Genomic DNA, 23,444 nt, shown 5'->3' with positions numbered 1-23,444 from the left:
CTCTTTTGGGTAGACATTTGCCATGGCACGCCAAGACGCCAACGAACAATTCCTCAATACCGCTTTCCTCTATGGGGCGAACGCGTCCTATATCGAGGAGCTTCACGCCCGTTACGAAAAGGATCCTGCTTCGGTCGACGCCGAGTGGCAGGCGTTTTTCGGCGCGCTGAAGGATGACAAGCAGGCGGTGGAGAAGGCAGCCAGCGGCCCCTCCTGGGAGAAGCCGAACTGGCCGATCCCTGCCAATGGCGAACTGATTTCCGCCCTCGACGGCAACTGGGCGCAGGTCGAGAAGGCAGTCGGCGACAAGATCAAGGCGAAGGCGCAGGCCAAGGGCGCCGAGATCAGCCAAGCCGACGTGCAGCAGGCGACCCGCGATTCCGTGCGCGCCATCATGCTGATCCGCGCCTATCGCGTGCGCGGCCACCTGCATGCCAAGCTCGATCCCCTCGACATCAATCCGCGCCCGAGCGACGAGGAACTGCATCCCTCCCATTACGGCTTCACGGAAGCCGACTGGGACCGCAAAATCTTCCTCGACAACGTGCTCGGCCTCGAGTTCGGCACGATCCGCGAGATCGTCGGCATTCTCGAGCGCACCTACTGCCAGACGCTCGGCGTCGAGTTCATGCACATCTCCGATCCGGTGGAGAAGGCCTGGATTCAGGAGCGCATCGAGGGGCCGGACAAGGAGATCACCTTCACCAACCAGGGCAAGCGCGCGATCCTCAACAAGCTCGTCGAGGCGGAAGGCTTCGAGAAGTTCCTCGATGTCCGCTACACCGGCACCAAGCGCTTCGGCCTGGACGGCGGCGAGTCGCTCATCCCGGCCCTCGAGCAGATCATCAAGCGCGGCGGCAATCTCGGCGTGAAGGAGATCGTGCTCGGTATGGCCCATCGCGGCCGCCTCAACGTGCTCACGCAGGTCATGGGCAAGCCTCACCGGGCGCTGTTCCACGAGTTCAAGGGCGGCTCCTTCGCCCCGGACGACGTGGAAGGCTCGGGCGACGTGAAATACCACCTCGGCGCGTCCTCCGACCGCTCCTTCGACGGCAACAACGTCCACCTGTCGCTCACCGCCAATCCGTCGCACCTGGAGATCGTGGATCCGGTGGTGCTCGGAAAGGTTCGCGCCAAGCAGGACCAGCACGGCTGCACGCCTGAAAACCGCGGCGCGGTCATGCCGCTCCTGATCCACGGCGACGCGGCCTTCGCGGGCCAGGGCGTCGTGGCGGAGTGCCTGGGCCTGTCGGGCCTGCGCGGCCACCGCACCGGCGGCTCGATCCACTTCATCATCAACAACCAGATCGGCTTCACCACCGATCCGCGCTTCTCGCGCTCCTCGCCCTATCCGTCGGACGTGGCGAAGATGGTCGAGGCACCGATCTTCCATGTGAACGGCGACGATCCGGAGGCGGTGGTCTTCGCGGCGAAGGTCGCGACCGAGTACCGTCAGCGGTTCCAGAAGCCTGTCGTGATCGACATGTTCTGCTACCGTCGTTTCGGCCACAACGAAGGCGACGAGCCGGCTTTCACCCAGCCGCTCATGTACCGCAAGATCCGCCAGCATCCCTCGATCGTCGAGATCTACTCCAAGAAGCTTGTCGCCGAGGGCGTTCTCACCGAGGCCGAGATCGAGGAGGTCAGGAGCAGCTGGCGCTCGAAGCTCGATGCCGAGTTCGACATCGCGAGCAACTACAAGCCCAACAAGGCCGACTGGCTCGATGGCCGGTGGTCGGGCCTCAAGGCCGTGCGCGAGGACCAGGACGATCCGCGCCGCGGTCAGACCGGCGTTGCGGTCGAGACTCTGCAGGGCATCGCCAAGGCCCTGACGAGCGTGCCGGAGGGCTTCAACGTTCACCGCACGATCCAGCGCTTCCTCGACAACCGCAAGAAGATGATGGACACCGGCCAGGGCATCGACTGGGCCATGGCCGAGGCGCTCGCCTTCGGTTCGCTCCTGCTGGAAGGCCACCGGGTGCGCCTCTCCGGCCAGGATTGCGAGCGCGGCACCTTCTCGCAGCGCCATTCCGTGCTCACCGACCAGGAGAATGAGGAGCGTTATACGCCCCTCAACCATATCGCGGAGGACCAGGCCCGCTACGAGGTCATCAACTCGATGCTCTCGGAAGAGGCGGTGCTCGGCTTCGAGTACGGCTACACCCTCTCCGAGCCGAACGCGCTCACCATGTGGGAGGCCCAGTTCGGCGACTTCGCCAACGGCGCCCAGGTGGTGTTCGACCAGTTCATCTCGTCGGGTGAGCGCAAGTGGCTGCGCATGTCCGGTCTCGTCTGTCTGTTGCCGCACGGCTACGAGGGCCAGGGGCCGGAACACTCCTCCGCCCGTCTGGAACGCTTCCTCCAGATGTGCGCCGAGGACAACATGCAGGTGGCGTACTGCTCGACTCCGTCGAACTACTTCCACATCCTGCGCCGCCAGCTGAAGCGCGACTTCCGCAAGCCGCTGATCCTGATGACGCCGAAGAGCCTGCTGCGCCACAAGCGCTGCACCTCGACGCTTGCCGAGATCTCAGAGGGCACCTCGTTCCACCGTGTGCTGCAGGACGATGCACAGCGTGGGGCCGAGGGCGTCAAGCTGGTGAAGGACGACAAGATCCGGCGCGTCGTGATCTGCACGGGCAAGGTCTATTACGATCTGCTCGAGGAGCGCGAGAAGCGGGGCATCGACGATGTCTACCTTCTGCGCGTCGAGCAGCTCTACCCGTTCCCGGCGAAATCGCTGGCCCTTGAGCTGGCGCGCTTCAAGAAGGCCGACGTGGTGTGGTGCCAGGAAGAGCCCAAGAACATGGGCTCCTGGACCTTCGTCGAGCCTTATCTCGAATGGGTGCTCAAGACCGCAGGCTCCAAGGTGGACCGTCCGCGCTATGTGGGCCGCCCTGCCTCCGCCGCCACCGCCACCGGCCTGATGTCCAAGCATCTGGCTCAGCTGCAAGCTTTCCTCGACGAGGCCTTCGCGGGTTAAGCCCCGCGGAGGTTCTCAACCGTTCCAACGGGCGATCTCGCCCCGAAACCGTAAGACGACCATGGCAACCGAAATCCGCGTACCCACCCTCGGCGAATCCGTTTCAGAGGCCACCATCGGCCGCTGGTTCAAAAAGCCCGGCGATCCCGTGAAGGCCGACGAGCCCGTGCTCGAGCTCGAGACCGACAAGGTGACGCTCGAGGTCAATGCTCCCGCGAGCGGCACGCTCGGCGAGATCATCGCCAAGGACGGCGAGACCGTGAGCCCCGGCGCGGTGCTCGGCTCCATCACCGAGGGCGGGGCAGCCGCGGCTCCTGCTGCGGCTCCCAAGGCGGAGGCTCCGAAGGCGGCTGCTGCTCCCGCGCCCGCCGCTCCCGGCGCCGCGAAGGATCACGGTCCGGCCGTTGCCCGCCTTGCGGCGGAAAGCGGCGTCAATCCGGCCAATGTCGGCGGCACGGGCAAGGACGGCCGCGTGACGAAGGGCGACATGCTCGCCGCCATCGCCACGGGCGGCGCTGCCGCCTCCGCACCTTCCGCACCGGTCCAGATGCGCGCCCCCTCCGCTCCGGTCTATGCGGAGCGTGAAGAGCGCGTGAAGATGACGAAGCTGCGCCAGACGATCGCGCGCCGCCTGAAGGATGCCCAGAACACCGCCGCCATGCTCACCACGTTCAACGACGTGGACATGAGCGCGGTGATGAACCTGCGCAGCCAGTACAAGGATGTGTTCGAGAAGAAGCACGGCACGAAGCTCGGCTTCATGGGCTTCTTCACCAAGGCGGTAATCCAGGCGCTCAAGGACGTTCCCGCGGTCAACGCGGAGATCGACGGCCAGGACCTCGTCTACAAGAACTATTACCACATCGGCATTGCGGTCGGCACCGAGAAGGGCCTCGTGGTTCCTGTGGTGCGCGATGCGGACCTGCTCTCGGTCGCCGGCATCGAGAAGACCATCGCCGATTTCGGCCGCCGCGCCCGCGACGGCAAGCTCTCCATCGACGAGATGCAGGGCGGCACCTTCACCATCACCAACGGCGGCATCTACGGCTCGCTCATGTCGACGCCGATCCTCAACGCGCCGCAATCCGGCATTCTCGGCATGCACCGCATCGAGGATCGCCCGGTGGTCCGCAACGGCCAGGTCGTCGTGCGCCCGATGATGTATCTCGCGCTCTCCTACGATCACCGCATCGTCGACGGCAAGGAAGCCGTAACCTTCCTCGTGCGGATCAAGGAGGCGCTGGAGGATCCGGCCCGCCTCGTGCTCGACCTGTAAGAAACACTTCAATCCGCGTCATGGCCGGGCCTGTCCCGGCCACCCACGCCTCCAAACCGAAAGACAAGACGTGCATGCCCGGATCAAGTCCGGGCATGACGTTAAGTGGAGACAAGAAATGTCCTACGATCTCATCGTCATCGGCACCGGCCCCGGCGGCTACGTGGCCGCCATCCGCGCCGCCCAACTCGGCCTCAAGACCGCCGTCGTCGAGAAGCGCAAGACCCATGGCGGCACCTGCCTCAATGTCGGCTGCATTCCGTCAAAGGCGCTGCTGCACGCCTCGCACATGTTCGAGGATGCGCGCGACCACTTTGCTGACCTCGGCATCGGCGTCAGCGCGCCGAGCCTGGATCTGAAGAAGATGCAGGCCTTCAAGCAGGAAGGCGTCGACGGCAACACCAAGGGCGTCGAGTTCCTGCTCAAGAAGAACAAGATCGACGCCTTCATCGGGGCAGGCCGCATCGCCGCTCCCGGCAAGGTGGAGGTGACGGCGGAAGACGGCTCCAAGCAGACGCTCGAGACCAAGAACATCCTCATCGCCACGGGCTCGGACGTGACGCGCCTACCCGGCATCGAGATCGACGAGAAGGTGGTGGTGTCCTCCACCGGCGCGCTGGAACTGGAGAGCGTGCCGAAGCGCCTCGTCGTCATCGGCGCGGGCGTGATCGGCCTGGAGCTCGGCTCCGTGTGGCGTCGTCTGGGCGCGGAAGTGATCGTGGTGGAATATCTCGACCGCATCCTGCCGGGCATGGACGGCGAGGTCGCCAAGAACTTCCAGCGCATCCTCGGCAAGCAGGGCTTCCAGTTCAAGCTGGGGGCCAAGGTGACGAAGGTCGAGAAGACGGGCAAAGGCGCGATACTGACCTTCGAGCCCGCCGCCGGTGGCGCTGCGGAAACCATCGAGGCCGACGTGGTGCTCGTCGCGATCGGCCGCGTGCCCTACACGCAAGGCCTCGGCCTCGACGAGGTCGGCGTCGCGAAGGACAATCGCGGCCGCGTCGTCACCGATGCCCACTTAGCCACCAACGTTCCCGGCATCTACGCCATCGGCGACGTGATCGCAGGCCCCATGCTCGCCCACAAGGCGGAGGACGAGGGCGTGGCCGTGGCCGAGATCCTCTCCGGCAAGGCGGGCCACGTGAATTACGACGTGATCCCGAGCGTGGTCTATACCTTCCCCGAAGTCGCCTCCGTGGGCAAGACCGAGGAGGAGCTCAAGACCGCAGGCATCGCCTACAACGCGGGCAAGTTCCCCTTCACGGCCAATGGCCGCGCCAAGGTGAACCGCACCACGGACGGCTTCGTGAAGATCCTGGCCGACGCCGCGACCGACAAGGTGCTCGGCGTTCATATCGTCGGGCCGGAAGCCGGGAACCTCATCCACGAGGCGGCCATCGCCATGGAGTTCGGCGCTTCTTCCGAGGATATGGCCCGCACCTGCCACGCGCACCCGACGCTTGCGGAAGCTGTGAAGGAAGCCGCTCTCGCAGTCGAAAAGCGCGCCATCCATATGTAACATGGATTCATGGCAAAGCTTCACTTCATCTACTCGGTGATGAATGCGGGAAAGACGACCCATCTCCTGCAGGTTCGCTACAACTACATCGAGAACGGTGGCAACGTGCTGCTGTGCACGAGCCTGATCGACGACCGTTTCGGCGTCGGCAAGGTGAAATCCCGCATCGGCCTTGAGGCCGATGCGATCCCCTTGAAGAAGAGCGACGACATCGGCGCCCTCGTCTCGGCGGAGCATGCCCAGAAGCCGGTGACCGTCGTGCTCATCGACGAGGTCCAGTTCATGACGGCGGACCAGGTCCGCCAGCTGGCCTGGATCGTCGACGAGCTGAAGATCCCGGTCATGGCCTATGGGCTGAAGAACAACGTGTACGGCACGCTGTTCAGCGATGCCATCGCCACCATTATGGCGCTGGCCGAGGATTTCCAGGAGATCAAGCAGCTTTGCCATTGCGGCCGCAAGGCCACGATGATTCTGAAATACGATCCCAACGGCGAGGCGGTCCGCTCGGGGCCTGTCATCGAGATCGGCGGCGAGGGCCGCTACGTCTCCGTCTGCCGCCCGCACTGGACGAAGGGCGATATCGGTCCCGCCGCCCGGCAGCTCCTGGCGCCCGCGGTGGCGGCGGAGTAGGGCGGCGGCAGCTGATTGGAAAAGCAGCCTTGCTCACCCGAGGGCTGGTTTTAAACAGGCCTCAGGAGAAAAAGTCGCAGACAAGCAGGAACGTTTCAGAAGGCCGGTACGGTTACGTTATAATAGTATGACGGAGGAATCGAAAATAGGTCTTTCCTGCTCAGAGCGAATCCTTTTAATGAACAGAATTCCCCGCGTTCTGCACTACTGCTTCGGTCTCACGCCCGATTTCGGTGGCCGTCCCTGGAGCATGGTGCATTACGCATGTGTCGCCAGCGCGATTCACCATCTCAGACCTGATCGTATTTTCTTCTACTGTGAGCACCAGCCGAAAGGGCCATGGTGGGACCTGACGCGGGCGCTCGTGGAGGTTATCCCGGTAAAGGCGCCGACTGAGGTGTTCGGCAATTCCATTCATCATTATGCCCACCGCGCCGACGTTCTGCGTCTCGATAGACTGCTAGAGCACGGTGGCATCTACCTAGACGTTGATGTCATTGTGCACCGTAGCTTTGACGATTTGCTCGGTCATTCGGTTGTCCTGGGACAGGAGGGCGTCGACGGCGCTTACGGCCTCGCCAATGCCGTCATCCTTGCAGAGCCTGACGCGCCTTTCCTGCACCGGTGGCGTGACGAATACCGTTCATTCCGCAACGACGTGCCGGGTGGAAGATATTGGGCGGAGCACTCTGTCGCTCTGCCCAAGCGCTTGGCGCAAGCTTACCCCAGCGACATCATCACCCTTCCGCACAATGCCTTCTACTGGCCTTTATGGGATGAAGAGGCGCTTCGCACATTGTTCACATCTACCTCGCAAGATGAGGTGCAAGGCCTCTACGCCAACCATCTCTGGGAGTCGCTTGCCTGGAATGCCTATCTCGCAGGCCTTACACCTGGGCATGTACGGGCCAGTAACAGCATCTTCTCTCAGTGGCTGCGGCCTTATGTTGCTACTCTTTCCGACAACTATGGAGTCTTGTAGCCAGCCCGCGGATGCGCCGCATTGAACGCATCCATGAGCCGCGCTGCATCCACCTTCGTGTAGAGCTGCGTGGTCGAGAGCGAGGCATGACCGAGAAGCTCTTGGATGCCGCGCAGGTCGCCGCCCTTGGCCAGAAGATGCGTGGCGAAGGAGTGGCGCAGGGCATGAGGCGTGGCGCTGTCGGGGAGACCTAGAGCGCCGCGGAGCTCCTCGACGGCCAACTGGATGATGCGCGGGGAAAGCGGTCCGCCGCGCGCGCCCACGAAAAGCGGCCCCTCCGGTGAAAGCGGGTAGGGACAGAGATGGAGATACTCCTCCACTGCCCGCTGGATCGGCGGGATCACGGGGACGCTGCGCATCTTGCCGCCCTTCCCGGTGACCGTGATCGTGTCGGTTCCATGGATCGGCGCATCGCGCCGCTGGAGGCCGAGCGCTTCGGAAATGCGCAGGCCCGCCCCGTAGAGAAGCGAGAGGACGGCGGCATCCCGCGCCAGGATCCAGGGCTTGCGGCTCTCGTCCGCCCGCGTCTCCCTATCCGTCACGGCCACCGCCGAGGAGGCGGAAAGGGGCCGGGGCAGGTTCTTGTCCACCTTCGGGGTGCGAATCGCCGCAAAAGCCGAGGCCGTGCCATGGCCCTCCCGCTCGAGGTGCCGGGCGAAGGAGCGCAGAGCCGCGAGCTGGCGCATGAGGGAGCGGCTTCCCACCGCATCCATGCGCCGGGCGGCGAGGAAGGAGCGGATGTCGAGAGGCTTCAAGCCGAGCACCGCCTTCACGCCCGGCGGCTCGCCTAAGTGATTCGTCAGGAAGGCGAGAAACTGCCTCAGGTCTCGGGCATAGGCCTCGACGGTCTTGGGGGACAGCCGTCGCTCCTTGGCCAGCGAGGCGAGCCAGGCCATCGTTTCCCGCTGCGTATCCGCCGCACCGGGAAGGGCGAGCTCTGCGGCCATTTTCGAATCGCTGCTTGACATGGTCCCGCTTTATGCAAGGCAGGACCCATAACAGGCACAGGTTAACTCCTTCCGAATGACAGCCCGCATTGCCGATGTCCTCATCCCGCTGGCGCTGGACACGGCCTATTCCTATGCCGTGCCGGATGGCCTCGCCCTCGAGGAGGGGGACGTGGTGCAGGTGCCGCTGGCCACCCGCGAGGTGGCGGGCGTCGTCTGGGGCTTGCGGGAAGGGCAGGGGGGAAACCTCAAGAAGGTGACGGAGGTCATCGACGCGCCGAGCCTGTCGCCCACGATGCGCAAATTCCTGGACTGGGTGGCCTGGTATACTCTGGCGCCCAAGGGTTCGGCGCTCGCCATGGGCCTCAAGCTTCCCGACGGCGACCGTCCGGAGGTGGTCCGAGTCGGGGTAAAGCTCTCCGGCGCTTTGCCCAAGCGCATGACCCCGGCCCGCCAGCGCGTCATCGCGGCGGCCGAGAGCGGGCTGGTGCGCCTCAAGCGCGAACTCGCCCAGGAGGCGGGCGTCAGCGTCGGAGTCGTCGACGGGCTGATCGACGAGGGGACGCTCGAGACGGTCGCTCTGCTCCAGGAACCGGTGGCCGAAAGGCCCGATCCCGATTTCGGCAAGGCGGGCCTCTCGGACGGGCAGCAATCGGCCGCCGACACGCTCGTCGCCGCCCTGGCCGAGGAGCACCCGCCCGTCATCCTGCTTGAAGGCGTCACCGGGTCCGGCAAGACGGAGGTCTATTTCGAGGCGGTGGCCGAAGCCGTGCGTAAGGGCAGGCAGGCGCTGATTCTCATGCCCGAGATCGCGCTCACCGCCCAGTTCCTCGACCGGTTCTCGGCCCGGTTCGGGGTCAAGCCCGCCACCTGGCATTCGGGCGTGACCGGCCGCAAGCGCGAGCGCCTTTATGCCGGCATCGCATCGGGCGAGGTGAAGGTGGTCGCGGGCGCCCGGTCGGCCCTGTTCCTGCCTTACGCCGATCTCGGTCTCATCGTGGTCGATGAGGAGCACGAGACCGCCTACAAGCAGGACGACGGGGTGCATTACCACGCCCGCGACATGGCGGTCGTTCGGGGCAAGATCGAGAATGCCCCCGTGATTCTGGCGTCCGCCACGCCCTCCATCGAGAGCCGGGTCAATGTGGAGCGCGGGCGCTACCGCCATGTGCGCCTTCCCGAACGGTTCGGCGGGCGCTCCCTCCCGCAGATCCGGACCGTGGACCTGCGCAAGGAAACCATCCCGAAAGGGCGCTGGCTCTCGCCCACGCTCGTGACCGCCGTCGAGCAGACGGTGGAGCAGGGTGAGCAGGCGCTGCTCTTCCTCAACCGGCGCGGCTATGCCCCGCTCACCCTCTGCCGGTCCTGCGCCCACCGCTACGAATGTCCGAACTGTTCGGCCTGGCTCGTGGAGCACCGCTTCCGGCGCTCCCTCGTCTGCCACCATTGCGGACATGTGGAGCGGGTGCCTCAGGCCTGCGTCGAGTGCGGCAGCATCGATTCGCTGGTCCCCTGCGGGCCGGGCGTGGAGCGGATCGCAGAAGAGGTGGCTGAGCTCTTTCCCGACAGGCGCTGCATCGTGCTCTCCAGCGATATGCCCGGCGGCACGGAGCGGCTGCGGGCGGAGCTCGCCGCCATCGCGGCAGGCCAGTTCGACATCGTCATCGGCACCCAGCTCGTCGCAAAGGGGCACAACTTTCCGCTCATGACCCTGGTCGGGGTGCTGGACGCGGATATCGGCCTGACTTCCGGCGATCCGCGGGCGGCCGAGCGCACTTTCCAGCTCCTCCAGCAGGTCACGGGCCGCGCCGGGCGCGGCGAGAAGCCGGGGCGGGCCCTGGTCCAGACCTGGCAGCCGGACCACCCGGTCATCGCGGCCCTGGTCTCGGGGGACGCCGAGCGGTTCTATCGAGAGGAGACCCGGGTCCGCGAAATGGCGGGCCTGCCCCCCTTCGGGCGGCTCGCCTCCCTTATCGTTTCCGCTACGGAGCGGGAGGCGGCGGAGGGGCACGCCCGCGCCATGGCCCTTGCGGCGGAGCCGCCGCCCGGGGTCGCCGTGCTCGGCCCCGCCGAGGCCCCGCTCGCCCTGATCCGGGGTCGCTATCGCTACCGGCTGCTGGTCAAGACGGAGCGTGAGGTCGACCTTCAGGGATATTTGCGCGACTGGATGACCCGCTGCCCGAAGACCCGAGGCAACACCCGGGTCGCCATCGACGTGGATCCTCAGAGCTTCCTGTGATCCGAGCGCGTCTTAACCCTGAATCCCACCTCTGCCCGAGATGTTATCGCGCGTAGCGCTCAGGTCGCCTTGCGCCTGCTGAAAACCCATGTTAGTGCACCCCCGCCTGACGGGCGGGACAGTCCTCGCCTGGGCTCACTTCCATCGACCTGACGGGTTTCCCGAAAGCCTTGGCCCCAAGGCTTCTCCGGTCAGAGATCCGTAACTTGAGAGAGACGATTACGTGGCGCAAAGCGGTTCCCAAGAAGGACCCCTCCTGTCGGGCGTGGCACAGCGCTACGCGTCGGCGCTGTTCGAGCTCGCCCGGGAAGCGAATGCCGTGGACGCCGTCGCCGGCGATCTCGATCGCTTCGGCCAGATGATCCGTGGCAGCGAGGACTTGCAGCGTCTGGTCCGCAATCCCATTTTCACGGCTGAGGAGCAGTCCCGCGTAGTGGATGTCCTCCTCGAGAGGGCTGGCATCTCGGGCCTGGCGGGCAATTTCATCCGCCTCGTGGCTTCCAAGCGCCGCCTTTTTGCTCTGCCGGACATGATCCGCGCCTATCAGAACCTGGTGTCCGACGCCAAGGGCATCGTACGGGCTCAGGTGATCCTGGCCGAGGCGCCTTCCGACACCGTTCTCAACGAAATCAAGGCGGCGCTGCGCGACGTCGCCAAGGCTGACGTCTCCGTGGACGTCAAGATCGACCCGAGCCTCATCGGCGGTCTCATCGTGAAGATGGGCTCCCGCATGGTGGATGCTTCGGTGCGCACCAAACTCAATTCCATTCGTCTAGCGATGAAAGAGGTCCGCTGATGGACATTCGAGCCGCTGAGATCTCCGCGATCCTCAAAGAGCAGATTAAGAATTTCGGCACCGAAGCCGAGGTGACCGAGGTCGGTCAGGTCCTGTCGGTGGGCGACGGCATTGCCCGTTGCTACGGCCTCGACAAGGTCCAGGCCGGTGAGATGGTCGAGTTCGAGAGCGGCGTGCGCGGCATGGCCCTCAACCTCGAGACCGACAATGTCGGCGTCGTGATCTTCGGCTCCGACCGCGAGATCGCCGAAGGCCAGACCGTGAAGCGCACCGGCGCCATCGTGGACGTGCCGGTCGGCAAGGGTCTGCTGGGCCGCGTGGTCGACGCTCTCGGCAACCCCATCGACGGCAAGGGCCCGATCCAGGCCACCGAGCGCCGCCGCGTAGACGTGAAGGCTCCTGGCATCATTCCGCGCAAGTCGGTGCACGAGCCGATGGCGACGGGCCTGAAGGCCATCGACGCGCTGATCCCGGTCGGCCGCGGTCAGCGCGAGCTGATCATCGGCGACCGCCAGACCGGCAAGACGGCGATCGCCCTCGACACGATCCTGAACCAGAAGCCGCTCAACCAGGGCAATGACGAATCGCAGAAGCTCTACTGCGTCTACGTCGCCGTCGGCCAGAAGCGCTCCACGGTCGCCCAGTTCGTGAAGGCTCTCGAGGACAACGGCGCTCTGGAGTATTCCATCGTGGTCGCCGCCACGGCTTCGGACCCGGCTCCGATGCAGTTCCTGGCGCCCTTCTCGGGCTGCGCCATGGGCGAGTTCTTCCGCGACAACGGCATGCACGCCGTGATCGTGTACGACGATCTGTCCAAGCAGGCCGTCGCCTATCGCCAGATGTCGCTCCTGCTCCGCCGTCCTCCGGGCCGCGAGGCTTACCCGGGCGACGTGTTCTACCTCCACTCCCGTCTGCTCGAGCGCGCTGCAAAGCTCAACGACAGCCAGGGCTCGGGTTCGCTCACCGCTCTGCCGGTCATCGAGACGCAGGCCAACGACGTGTCGGCCTACATCCCGACCAATGTGATCTCGATCACCGACGGCCAGATCTTCCTTGAGACGGACCTGTTCTACCAGGGCATTCGTCCTGCCGTGAACGTCGGCCTCTCCGTGTCGCGCGTGGGCTCCTCGGCTCAGACGAAGGCGATGAAGAAGGTCGCGGGCAAGATCAAGGGCGAACTGGCGCAGTACCGCGAGATGGCGGCGTTCGCCCAGTTCGGCTCCGACCTCGATGCCACGACCCAGCGTCTGCTGAACCGCGGCTCGCGTCTGACCGAGCTCCTGAAGCAGCCGCAGTTCTCGCCGCTGAAGATGGAAGAGCAGGTCGCCGTGATCTATGCCGGCGTGAACGGCTACCTCGACAACCTGCCCCTCAACCGGGTGCGTGCGTTCGAGGACGGTCTGCTCTCGCTCCTGCGCAGCAAGCACGCCGACATCCTGGAGGCCATCCGGTCCTCGAAGGACCTGTCGAGCGACTCCGAGGCGAAGCTCAAGGACGTCGTCCAGAACTTCGCCAAGTCGTTCTCGTAAGATCCAACCGGGTTTCCGGAGAGGGTAGGGCCGCTCGATGCCGAGCTTAAAAGACCTTCGTAACCGCATCGCCTCGGTCAAGGCGACGCAGAAGATCACCAAGGCCATGCAGATGGTGGCCGCCGCGAAGCTGCGCCGCGCGCAGAGCGCGGCGGAAGCCGCGCGTCCTTACGCGGAGCGCATGGAAGTGGTGCTCGGCAATCTCGCGTCCGGCATCACAGTCGGTCCCGAGACGCCGCGTCTCCTCGCCGGCACCGGTTCCGACCGTGTTCACCTGCTGATCGTCTGCACCGCGGAGCGTGGTCTCTGCGGCGCGTTCAACTCCTCGATCGCACGTCTTGCCCGCGAACACACCAACCGGCTGATGGCCGAGGGGAAGACGGTCAAGATCATCTGCGTCGGCAAAAAAGGCTACGACATCCTTCGCCGCCAGTTCGGCCAGCAGATCATCGAGTTCGTGGACCTGCGCTCTGTGCGTCAGATCGGCTTCGAGCAGGCGGACATGATCGCCCAGAAGGTGCTTGGCCTCTTCGAGCAGGGCGAGTTCGACGTGGCGACGCTGTTCTACTCGCGCTTCCGCTCGGTGATCGCCCAGATCCCGACGGCGCAGCAGATCGTGCCCGCCCAGATCGAGACGACCGCCGCATCGTCCGATGCGGTCTACGACTACGAGCCTGATGAAGGCGAGATCCTGGCGACGCTGCTGCCGCGGAACCTGACCGTGCAGATCTTCCGCGCGCTCCTGGAGAATGCCGCCTCCGAACAGGGCGCGCGCATGAGCGCCATGGACAATGCGACCCGCAACGCAGGCGAAATGATCAAGAAGCAGACGATGACCTACAACCGGTCGCGTCAGGCGATGATCACCAAGGAACTGATCGAAATCATCTCGGGCGCCGAGGCGCTCTGACGACATCCGAGAGGAGCCTCACATGGCTAACACCGCTACCCCCGCCGGCAAGGCCGGCCACATCACCCAGGTCATCGGCGCGGTCGTCGACGTGCAGTTCGAAGGCCACCTGCCTGAGATCCTGAACGCCCTCGAGACCACCAACCAGGGCAACCGTCTGGTGCTCGAGGTGGCGCAGCAGCTTGGCGAGAGCACCGTGCGCTGCATCTCGATGGACACCTCCGAGGGCCTCGTGCGCGGCCAGGAGGTTTTCGACACCGGCGCTCCGATCTCCGTCCCCGTCGGCACCGCCACCCTCGGCCGCATCATGAACGTCATCGGCGAGCCGGTGGACGAGGCCGGCCCGATCGTCGGGGAGGGTACCCGCGCCATCCACCAGCCGGCTCCTTCCTACGCCGAGCAGTCGACCGAGGGCCAGATCCTCGTCACGGGCATCAAGGTCGTCGACCTGCTCGCTCCGTACGCCAAGGGCGGTAAGATCGGTCTCTTCGGCGGCGCAGGCGTCGGCAAGACCGTGCTCATCATGGAGCTCATCAACAACGTCGCGAAGGCGCACGGCGGCTACTCCGTCTTCGCCGGCGTCGGCGAGCGCACCCGCGAAGGCAACGACCTCTATCACGAGATGATCGAGTCGAAGGTGAACGTGGATCCCCGCGAGGCCGGTTCGGCCGCCGGCTCCAAGTGCGCCCTCGTCTACGGTCAGATGAACGAGCCCCCAGGCGCCCGCGCCCGCGTCGCGCTCACCGGCCTGACCGTCGCCGAGAACTTCCGCGACCAGGGCCAGGACGTGCTGTTCTTCGTGGACAACATCTTCCGCTTCACCCAGGCGGGCTCCGAGGTGTCGGCCCTTCTCGGCCGTATTCCTTCGGCCGTGGGTTACCAGCCGACCCTGTCCACCGACATGGGCGCCCTGCAGGAGCGCATCACCACCACCACCAAGGGCTCGATCACCTCAGTGCAGGCCATCTACGTGCCCGCCGACGACCTGACCGACCCGGCCCCGGCCACCTCCTTCGCCCACCTCGACGCCACGACCGTGCTGTCGCGCTCGATCGCTGAGAAGGGCATCTACCCGGCCGTGGACCCGCTCGACTCGACCTCGCGCATGCTCTCGGCGGCCATCGTCGGCGATGAGCACTACAACGTCGCCCGCCAGGTCCAGCAGGTGCTGCAGCGCTACAAGGCGCTCCAGGACATCATCGCGATCCTGGGCATGGACGAGCTCTCCGAAGAGGACAAGCTCACCGTCGCCCGCGCCCGCAAGATCGAGCGCTTCCTCTCCCAGCCCTTCCACGTGGCGGAAGTCTTCACGGGTTCGCCCGGCAAGCTCGTCGCGCTCGAAGACACCATCAAGGGCTTCAAGGGTCTGGTCGAAGGCCAGTACGATCACCTCCCCGAGGCCGCCTTCTACATGGTCGGCACCATCGAGGAAGCGGTCGAGAAGGCCCAGCGCCTCGCAGCCGAAGCCGCTTAATCTGTTCGGCATTGTCCCGAGGCGTGCCTGCACGCCTCGGGACTGCTTTATCAAGCCTGTCTCCAACGATCCCGGCCCGCTCCTCCCAGCGGACGGATGACGAGAAGCTCAAATGGCCACCTTCAGTTTCGAACTCGTCTCTCCCGAGCGTGTGCTGTTCTCAGGCGACGTCGATGCGGTCGTACTGCCCGCCACCGAGGGCGACATGACGGTTCTCGCCGGCCATGCGCCGACCATGACGGCTCTCAAGACCGGCTTCCTCGTCATCACGAACACGCCCGGCAACGGCCGTCGGGTCCTGGTACGCGGCGGCTTCGCCGACATCAATCAGAACGGCCTCACCGTCCTGGCCGAGCGCGCCATGCCGGCCGAGGAGTTGACGCAGGAAATCCTAGATCACGAGATCCTCCAGGCCGAGATGGCCTGGGACGCCACCAGCGACCCGGCCGCCAAGCACGCGGCGGAAGCGGCCATCGCGCAGCTCCGCGAAGCCAAGGCGGCGCTGAACATGTAAGTGGAAACAACCCGGCCCCGAGCCGGGTTTTTCTTTTCATGGACCATGCAGACCCGCTCATCCTGACACTTGCCTTCGACGAGCGCTCCTTCGCCTTCTTCGATGCACAGAGGCGACGCTATTTCCCGCCTAAGCGGAACTTCATCCCGGCGCACCTGACGCTGTTTCACAACCTGCCGGGCGAGCATCTTTTCACGATCCGGCAGGACATCGAGGCGAGCGCCGCGCTCCAGCGCGCGTTTCCGCTCGAAGTCACAGGCCTGCGCCCCCTCGGACGCGGCGTCGCCTATGGGCTGACATCACCCGAACTCGCCGAGATGCGCCGCTCTCTCGCGCTGAAGTGGAACGATTGGCTCAAGCCCCAGGACCGTCAGATCCATCAGCCCCACGTGACGGTGCAGAACAAGGTCCACCCCGCTGCCGCCAGAGCCCTTCTGGAAGAGCTGGGCGGGAGCTTCCAACCGTATCAGGTCACCGGTGTCGGGCTTGACCTGTGGTGGTACCGCGGCGGTCCGTGGGAGAAGGTGCAGGAATTCAGATTCGTCACCACCGATACAGAACCCCTCTCCCGGGCGGGAGAGGGGCAGGGGTGAGGGATTGCGGTTAAGGTGAAGCTCCGTCCCGAATGGGCGACGAGGCAGAGATCACGGCGTCCCATTCGGCAACGGCCTGCCCTCACCCCGGCCCTCTCCCAAACGGGAGAGGGAGTTCGTGCTTACTCCCCCATTGCGATCAGGTTCGCATTGCCGCCCGCAGCCGCCGTGTTGATCGTCACCGTCTGCTCGGTGGCGAATCGCAGGAGGTAGTGCGGACCGCCCGCCTTCGGGCCGGTGCCGGAGAGGCCGTGGCCGCCGAAGGGCTGAACACCGACCACCGCGCCGATCATGTTCCGATTGACGTAGACGTTGCCGACCGACAGAGCCTCGACGACCCGCGCCACCGTGGCGTCTATGCGGGAATGAACGCCGAGCGTCAGGCCGTAGCGCGTGCCCTCGATGGCCTGAAGGATCTCCTCCAGCCGGCCCGCCTTGTAGCGCACCACATGGAGAACCGGGCCGAACACTTCCTGGGCGAGATCGTGCGGCTTGTTGAGCTCGAAGATATGCGGCGCCACGTAGGTGCCGGCGGCCGGGGCCTCGCCTGCGTAATGGACCTTCGCCTGCCGCTTCATCGCCGCGATATGCGCGTCGAGCTTGTCCTTCGCCTCGCGGTCGATGACCGGTCCCACATGGGTCGAAATCTCGCGCGGATCCGCAATCTTCAGCTCACGGGCGTTGCCGGCGATCATCTCGATCATCCGGTCGGCGACATCCTCCTGCACGCAGAGCAGGCGAAGCGCCGAGCAGCGCTGGCCAGCGGAACGGAAGGCGGAAGTCACGACATCGTCCGCTACCTGCTCAGGAAGGGCAGTCGCGTCCACGATCATGGCGTTAATGCCCCCGGTCTCCGCAATCAGCGGCACGACGGCGGCATCCTTGTTCGCGAGCGTGCGATTGATGATGCGCGCCACTTCGGTCGAGCCCGTGAAGACCACGCCTGCCACGTCCTTGTGCTCGACAAGGCGCGCTCCGACACGCCCATCCCCTGGCACGAGGTGAAGGGCGGTCTTCGGCACGCCGGCCTCGTGCAGGATGCGCACGGCGAGATCCGCGATCAGCGGCGTCTGCTCGGCAGGCTTCGCCACGACCGCATTGCCCGCCATGAGCGCTGCGCCGACTTGGCCGAGGAAGATGGCGAGCGGGAAGTTCCAGGGCGAGATCGCCACGAAGACGCCGCGCCCGCGCAGCCGCAGCACGTTGCTCTCGCCGGTCGGCCCCGGCATCGTCTCGCCAACCCCGAAGAGCGTGCGGCCCTGAACGGCATAGTAGCGCAGGAAGTCCACCGCCTCGCGAACCTCGGAGAGGGCATCGTCGAGGGTCTTGCCGGCTTCCAGCTGCAGCAACTGCAGCAGCGCTCCGCGGCGCTCCTCCAGGAGATCGGCCGCGCGCTGCAGCGCCTTGGCGCGGGTGTCGGCCGCCGTCCGGTTCCAAGCCGTGAAACCGGCGCGGGCCGCAGCCATGGCGCGGTCGGCGACTTCCGGCGAGGCCTCCGTCACCTGTCCCGCGACGGTGCTGCCGTCGATGGGGCTTGCGACCGGGCGCGACGTACCGGGGGTCGCCTTGCCGTCGATCAGAGGCTCGGCCCTGAAGCCCTGCTGTGGGCTTTTTGCGATCTCGGCGAGCAGCGCGTCGAGCGAGGCTCGGTGCCCGAACTCGACGCCTCGCGAATTGGCGCGATTCGGGCCGTAGAGATCACGCGGCAGCGGCAGCTTGGGATGCCGCGCCTTATCGGCCGAGACGATAATGTCGGCAGGCCGTTTCAGCAGCGCCTCGACAGGAACGTTAGGGTCGGCCGCAACCGAGACGAAGGAAGAGTTCGCACCGTTTTCCAGCAGGCGGCGCACCAGATAGGCGAGGAGATCGCGATGACCGCCGACCGGCGCATAGGCACGGCAGGCAAGACCCGGCTTGTCCTCGAGCAGGCGCGCATAGAGCGCCTCGCCCATGCCGTGCAGGCGCTGGAACTCGTAGCCCTCCGTGCCGCCCGCCCGCTCGATGATGGAGGCGACGGTCAGCGCATTGTGCGTGGCGAATTGCGGGTAGATGCGCGGGCGAAGCGACAGCATCTTCTCGGCGCAGGCCATGTAGTGGAGATCCGTCATCGCCTTGCGGGTGAAGACCGGATAGTCGTCGAGCCCGCGCTCCTGGGCCCGCTTCACCTCCGTGTCCCAATAGGCGCCCTTCACGAGGCGCACCATGAGCTGGCGATCATAGCGCTCCGCCATGGCGGCGATGGCGTCGACCACGGAGCCCGCGCGCTTCTGGTAGGCCTGAATGGCAAGCCCGAAACCCTTCCAGTCGGTGAGGGACGGATCGGCGAGCACGGCCTCGATCACTTCGAGGGAGAGTTCGAGCCGGTCGGCCTCCTCCGCATCGATGGTGAAGTTGAGGTCGTAGGACTTCGCCTTGCGCGCCAGCCCGATCACGAGCGGCACGAGCTCGCGCATGACCCGCTCCCGGCTCGTGGCCTCGTAGCGCGGGTGGAGCGCGGAGAGCTTCACCGAGATCCCGGGGCGGTTCGGCAGGGGCTCATTGCCGGCGGACCGCCCGATGGCGTCGATGGCGGAGGCATACGAGTCGAAGTAGCGGCGGGCATCCTCGGCGGTGCGGGCGCCTTCGCCCAGCATGTCGAAGGAATAGCGATAGACCCGGCCCTTGGAGGAGCCGGCCCGCTTCAGGGCCTCCTCGATGGTCTGGCCGAGCACGAAATGATTGCCCATGACCCGCATGGCCTGGCGTGTAGCGGTGCGCACGGCGGGAAGGCCGAGCCGCTTGGTGAGCTGGCGCAGGATGCCCTCCGGCGTCTCGCCGGGCTGGATCACCCGCGCCGTGATGCCGAGAGCCCAGGCCGAGGCGGAGACGAGGAAAGCGTCGGACTTGGCCTCGTGACCCGCGAAATCGGCCTGCCCCAGCTTGTCCTCGATCAGGCGGTTGGCGGTGGCCGCATCCGGCACCCTCAGCAGGGCCTCGGCCAGCACCATGAGGGCGAGGCCCTCCTTGGTGGAAAGCGCGTATTCCCGCAGCATCTCCTCGACGCCGCCAAGCCCGCCGCCCTTGGCGCGGATCGCCTCGACCAACCGGGCGGCCTGCTCGTCGACGCGCTTCTCCCGCTCCGGCGAGAGCCGGGCAGTGGCGAGAAGGCGGGCCGCGAGGGCCTTGTCATCCTCTGCGAAAGGAGGGTTGAAGGGCAGGGTCGCGCCAGAAACGGGGCTCATCGGGAATATCCTCTGGGTGTTTTACGGAATATATGGGGGCGCAGACCGTGTTTCGATGGCAAAATATGCGCTCTAGCCTTAATAAGAGCGGCAGAAACATGGGAAAGCCGCGATAATGGCGGAATTGGACCGGATCGATCGCAAGATCCTCAAGCAGCTCCAGAGCGACGGCCGTATCGCCACCGTAGATCTGGCCGAAAAAGTCGGATTGTCGCCGACCTCCACTAGCGAGCGGGTCAAGCGTCTCCAGCGGGAGGGATACATCGCCGGGTATGGTGCGAGGCTCGATCCGCACCGGCTCGGTCTCGAGCTCCTGGTCTTCGTGGAGGTCTCTCTCGACAAGACGACGCCCGACGTCTTCGAAAAGTTCGCTGCCGCCGTGAAGCGCGCACCTGAGGTTCTGGAATGTCACATGGTGGCGGGCGGCTTCGACTATCTCGTGAAAACCCGCGTAGCCGACATGGCCGCCTACCGCCATTTCCTGGGGGAAATCCTTCTGGCCCTGCCGGGCGTGAAGGAAACCCGCACCTATGCGGTGATGGAGGAAGTCAAAAGCGACGGGCTGCTGCCGGTGTGAAGAGTCACCCCCGGCACAGGGCCGGGGATGACAAGGGGAGGCGCTTAGTGGGTGGCGTGCTTACCCTCCGGGATCGGCTCGCCCCGCGTCTTCCAGAGGCTCCAGGCGACGCCGGAGACCAGGATGCCGAAGGTCACGGCAAGCGACACCACGGGCGGGATCTTGGCGAGACCCAGCATGTCGGCTACGAAGATCTTGGAGCCGATGAAGATCAGCACCACGGCCAGCGCGTACTTCAGATAGTGGAAGCGGTGCACCATGGCGGCGAGGGCGAAATAGAGCGCGCGCAACCCCAGGATCGCGAAGATGTTCGACGTGTAGACGATGAACGGGTCGGCGGTGATGGCGAAGATCGCCGGCACCGAGTCCACCGCGAAGATCACGTCGGCGATCTCGATGAGCACGAGCGCCATGAAGAGCGGCGTCATGAACCAGACGAGCTTGCCCGTCTTCGGGTGGGTCTTCTTGACGAAGAAGTGCTCGCCGTGATGCTCGTCCGTCACGTTGAAGTGGCGGCGCATGTACCGCAGCACCGGGTTCTTCGCGATGTCGTAATCCGTGTCGGAGAAGACGATCATCTTGATGCCGGTGCCGATCAGGAACACGGCAAAAAGATAGAGAACCCAGGAGAACTCGGAGATCACCGCTGCGCCGAAGCCGATCATGATCGCGCGCAGGACGATGACGCCGAGGATGCCCCAGAAGAGCACCCGGTGCTGATAGAGGCGCGGCACGGCGAAGAAGCCGAAGATCATGGCGATGACGAACACGTTGTCCATCGCCAGGGCCTTCTCGACGGCGAAGCCCGTCAGGTAGTTCATGCCGGGCTCGGGGCCCAGGTACCACCACACCCAGCCGCCGAACGCGAGGCCGAGGGCGATGTAGAAGGCGCTCATAAAAAGACTCTCCCGGACGCCGATTTCCCGGTTGTTGCGATGAAACACACCGAGATCGAGGACGAGGAGAGCGATGACGAGGGAGAGGAAGGCAAGCCACATCCATAGGGCCTTGCCGAGCCAGCTGATTAGCAGGATCTCGAACATGATGACCGAACCCACTGGTTGAACCGACGTCGGTTCCGACATCACGAACGCCTTTTCGTCCGTCAGAGGGCCCGGTCACCGACGCCATCCGACGTGGGGAGGCCCCTAGCAGGCGTCAAGGGGCATCCGCCGGAAACCCTTCCTGCTCAAATCTGCGTCAGATGTCGCTTCTGAGGGCAGCGGTGCGATGGCAAGAGGCTTGACCCTCCATGCCGTTATGCTTGCATGATGAGGAACAGAGCAAAGGCGCAAAAATGCGCCACAAAATCCGGCTTCGAGACGGCCGGACAGAGAACAGAGGTGACGGTGATGGTTTCGGGTCGTTCGACGAAGAGCGGATGGGTCAGGGGAATCCTTGTGGGGGCGGCGGTCGTTCTGGGCTCCGCAGCCGCCCAGGCCCAGACCCCGGTGCGGTTCTCCCTCGACTGGCGCTGGGAGGGACCGGCTGCCCCCTTCGCGGTCGCCCTGGACAAGGGCTATTTCAAAGCCGAGGGTCTGGACGTCACGATCGATCCGGCGGCGGGCTCCCGCGAGCCGATCTCCCGGGTCGCCTCCGGCACCTACGACGTCGGGTTCGGAGACGTGAACTCCCTGGTGCGCTTCCGGGACGAGAACCCGGAAAGCGGCATCAAGGCGGTGATGGTGATCTATGACCGCCCGCCCTTCGCTCTCATCGGCCGCAAAAGCCGGGGCATCACCAAGGAGGTGTCGAGCCTCCAGGACAAGACTTTCGGCGCGCCGGCGGCTGACGGCGCCTATGCGCAATGGCCGATCTTCAAGGCGGTGAACAAGATCGACGATGCCGGCATGAAGTTCGAGAACGTGGGCTTCCCCGTCCGCGAGCCGATGCTGGCGCAAGGGGAAGTCGATGCGGTCTTCGGCTTCTCGATGTCATCCTATATCAACCTGAAGTCCCGCGGCGTGCCGGCGGACGATATCGTCGTCATGCTCATGAGCGATTACGGCGTCGATCTTTACGGCAACACGATCATCGTTTCGGAGAAGTTCGCTAAGGAAAAGCCGGAGGCCGTGAAGGGCCTGCTGCGCGCCATCATGAAGGGCGTGCAGGACACGGTGAAGGACCCGGCAAGCGCGGTCAACGCCGTCATCAAGCGCAATGACGTGGCCAAGAAGGACGTGGAACTGGAGCGCCTGAAGATGGTGCTGGACCAGAACATGCTCACGCCCTGGGTCAAGGAGAATGGCTTTGGCGGCATCGACAAGGAGCGCTTCGCCAGGGCTCTCGACCAGATCGGCCTGACCTTCACGTACAAGGCAAAGCCCAAGGTGGAGGACGTGTTCACGGAAGAGTTCCTCCCCGCCGCGGACCAGCGGAAAGTGAACTGAACCTGTCGAGCCCGGCCGCACCTGTGGTTGGGCTTCTTTCTTTCTGCCCGGGCGGCACGTTTCATGAAATCCTTTGTCGACATTCACGACGTGACCCACGTCTATGCGCGGGCCGAGGACGGCTTACCGGCGGTCAGAAACCTGACGCTGAAGGTCAATGAGGGCGAGTTCGCCGCCATCGTCGGTCCTTCGGGCTGCGGCAAGTCCACTCTCATGAAACTTGCCACCGGACTGCAGTTTCCCCGCGAGGGGACCGTGATCGTGGACGGCAGGGAAGTGGGAGCGCCGGTTAAGCTCGCCGGCATGGCGTTCCAGAACCCCACCATGCTGCCCTGGCGCACCACCCTCGACAACATTCTCCTGCCGCTCGAGATCGTGGAGCCGCATCGTTCGCGGCTCAGAAGGCACAAAGCTGAGTATGTGGCCAAGGCGGAGGGCCTGCTGGCTCAGGTGGGCCTGAAGGGACAGGGCCATAAGTTTCCCTGGCAGCTCTCCGGCGGCATGCAGCAGCGTGCCTCCCTCTGCCGCGCGCTCATTCACGAGCCGAAGCTCCTGATGCTGGACGAGCCCTTCGGAGCACTGGACAGCTTCACCCGTGAGGAGCTGTGGTGCGTGATGCGCGATCTCCACGCGGCGCAGAAAGTCACGATCATCCTGGTGACGCATGACCTGCGCGAGGCGGCGTTTCTGGCCGACCGCATCTTCTGCATGAGCGCGCGTCCCGGCCGCATAGTGGCCGAGAGGGAGGTGGAGTTCCCGAGACCGCGCGACCTTGAAATCACCTACACCCCAGAATTCGCCGCCCTCGTTCATGAATTGCGCGGCCACATCGCGCAGGCGCGTCAGGCGGCCTGAGATTTC

Annotated in this window: 18 protein-coding genes; 15 read left to right on the top strand and 3 right to left on the bottom strand. The window is 65.2% G+C overall.

Going from position 1 to position 23,444, the window contains the following annotated elements; translation table 11 throughout:
• The first annotated feature begins 22 nt into the window (after positions 1–22).
• The 5 genes from LG661_RS03175 (at position 23) to LG661_RS03155 (ending at position 7,393) form a co-directional block, all read left to right on the top strand.
• Positions 23–2,983 (top strand): 2-oxoglutarate dehydrogenase E1 component, encoded by a 2,961-nt coding sequence (locus LG661_RS03175; protein WP_230530419.1) that lies wholly within the window; start codon positions 23–25, stop codon positions 2,981–2,983.
• A gap of 61 nt (positions 2,984–3,044) precedes the next feature.
• Positions 3,045–4,259 (top strand): 2-oxoglutarate dehydrogenase complex dihydrolipoyllysine-residue succinyltransferase, encoded by a 1,215-nt coding sequence (odhB, locus tag LG661_RS03170; RefSeq protein WP_230530418.1) that lies wholly within the window; start codon positions 3,045–3,047, stop codon positions 4,257–4,259.
• A gap of 118 nt (positions 4,260–4,377) precedes the next feature.
• A complete protein-coding gene (lpdA, locus tag LG661_RS03165; RefSeq protein WP_230530417.1) occupies positions 4,378–5,778 on the top strand; it encodes a dihydrolipoyl dehydrogenase in 1,401 nt (466 codons plus the stop codon).
• A gap of 9 nt (positions 5,779–5,787) precedes the next feature.
• Positions 5,788–6,411, top strand: coding sequence for a thymidine kinase (locus LG661_RS03160; protein ID WP_230530416.1), 624 nt, complete (start codon positions 5,788–5,790; stop codon positions 6,409–6,411).
• A 178-nt stretch (positions 6,412–6,589) separates the two neighbouring features.
• Positions 6,590–7,393 carry a glycosyltransferase family 32 protein gene (locus LG661_RS03155; RefSeq protein WP_230530415.1) on the top strand — a complete coding sequence of 268 codons (804 nt, stop codon included), beginning with the start codon at positions 6,590–6,592 and terminating at the stop codon, positions 7,391–7,393.
• On the opposite strand, the gene LG661_RS03150 is transcribed toward LG661_RS03155, so the two are convergent.
• Positions 7,378–8,340, bottom strand: coding sequence for a tyrosine recombinase XerC (locus tag LG661_RS03150; protein WP_230530414.1), 963 nt, complete (start codon positions 8,338–8,340; stop codon positions 7,378–7,380). The genes LG661_RS03155 and LG661_RS03150 overlap by 16 nt on opposite strands.
• Positions 8,341–8,416: 76 nt before the next feature.
• On the opposite strand from LG661_RS03150, the gene LG661_RS03145 reads away from it, so the two are divergent.
• The 7 genes from LG661_RS03145 to LG661_RS03115 all read left to right on the top strand — a co-directional run bounded on the left by LG661_RS03145 (position 8,417) and on the right by LG661_RS03115 (position 16,395).
• Positions 8,417–10,579, top strand: a complete 2,163-nt coding sequence (locus LG661_RS03145; protein WP_230530413.1) for a primosomal protein N' — start codon at positions 8,417–8,419, stop codon at positions 10,577–10,579.
• Positions 10,580–10,802: 223 nt separating this feature from the next.
• The gene (locus LG661_RS03140) at positions 10,803–11,375 is read left to right on the top strand and encodes a F0F1 ATP synthase subunit delta (RefSeq protein ID WP_230530412.1); all 573 of its coding nucleotides are present in this window, start codon (positions 10,803–10,805) and stop codon (positions 11,373–11,375) included.
• The gene (atpA, locus tag LG661_RS03135; RefSeq protein WP_230530411.1) at positions 11,375–12,904 is read left to right on the top strand and encodes a F0F1 ATP synthase subunit alpha; all 1,530 of its coding nucleotides are present in this window, start codon (positions 11,375–11,377) and stop codon (positions 12,902–12,904) included. Before LG661_RS03140 ends, atpA begins: the two co-directional genes overlap by 1 nt.
• A gap of 37 nt (positions 12,905–12,941) precedes the next feature.
• Complete coding sequence (locus tag LG661_RS03130; protein WP_230530410.1) at positions 12,942–13,814, top strand: F0F1 ATP synthase subunit gamma; 873 nt, start codon at positions 12,942–12,944, stop codon at positions 13,812–13,814.
• Positions 13,815–13,836: 22 nt separating this feature from the next.
• A complete protein-coding gene (gene atpD, locus LG661_RS03125) occupies positions 13,837–15,288 on the top strand; it encodes a F0F1 ATP synthase subunit beta (protein WP_230530409.1) in 1,452 nt (483 codons plus the stop codon).
• 112 nt (positions 15,289–15,400) lie between these two features.
• Positions 15,401–15,802: a F0F1 ATP synthase subunit epsilon gene (locus tag LG661_RS03120; protein WP_230530408.1), complete on the top strand. Its 402-nt coding sequence runs from the start codon at positions 15,401–15,403 to the stop codon at positions 15,800–15,802.
• Positions 15,803–15,840: 38 nt separating this feature from the next.
• On the top strand, positions 15,841–16,395 hold the full coding sequence (locus LG661_RS03115) for a 2'-5' RNA ligase family protein (RefSeq protein ID WP_230530407.1): 555 nt from the start codon (positions 15,841–15,843) through the stop codon (positions 16,393–16,395).
• Positions 16,396–16,517: 122 nt separating this feature from the next.
• Here the strand turns inward: LG661_RS03115 and putA are convergent, their stop codons facing one another.
• Entirely contained in the window at positions 16,518–19,616 is a 3,099-nt protein-coding gene (gene putA / locus LG661_RS03110) for a bifunctional proline dehydrogenase/L-glutamate gamma-semialdehyde dehydrogenase PutA (RefSeq protein WP_230530406.1), read from the bottom strand.
• Positions 19,617–19,731: 115 nt separating this feature from the next.
• Here putA and LG661_RS03105 point away from each other — a divergent pair, with 115 nt between their 5' ends.
• Positions 19,732–20,193 carry an Lrp/AsnC ligand binding domain-containing protein gene (locus LG661_RS03105; protein ID WP_230530405.1) on the top strand — a complete coding sequence of 154 codons (462 nt, stop codon included), beginning with the start codon at positions 19,732–19,734 and terminating at the stop codon, positions 20,191–20,193.
• A 44-nt stretch (positions 20,194–20,237) separates the two neighbouring features.
• Here the strand turns inward: LG661_RS03105 and LG661_RS03100 are convergent, their stop codons facing one another.
• Entirely contained in the window at positions 20,238–21,278 is a 1,041-nt protein-coding gene (locus LG661_RS03100; protein WP_407666625.1) for a TerC family protein, read from the bottom strand.
• A 267-nt stretch (positions 21,279–21,545) separates the two neighbouring features.
• Between LG661_RS03100 and LG661_RS03095 the strand changes: the two genes are divergently transcribed.
• Together LG661_RS03095 and LG661_RS03090 are read left to right on the top strand one after the other, a co-directional pair.
• Positions 21,546–22,583 (top strand): ABC transporter substrate-binding protein, encoded by a 1,038-nt coding sequence (locus LG661_RS03095; protein ID WP_230530404.1) that lies wholly within the window; start codon positions 21,546–21,548, stop codon positions 22,581–22,583.
• 63 nt (positions 22,584–22,646) lie between these two features.
• The gene (locus tag LG661_RS03090; protein ID WP_230530403.1) at positions 22,647–23,438 is read left to right on the top strand and encodes an ABC transporter ATP-binding protein; all 792 of its coding nucleotides are present in this window, start codon (positions 22,647–22,649) and stop codon (positions 23,436–23,438) included.
• Positions 23,439–23,444 lie beyond the last annotated feature (6 nt).

The organism is Microvirga roseola, from assembly GCF_020866965.1.
Taxonomy (GTDB): Bacteria; Pseudomonadota; Alphaproteobacteria; order Rhizobiales; family Beijerinckiaceae; genus Microvirga; species Microvirga roseola.
The sequence above is the reverse complement of the archived record's forward strand: the minus strand, read 5'-3'. Positions and strand labels throughout refer to the sequence as shown.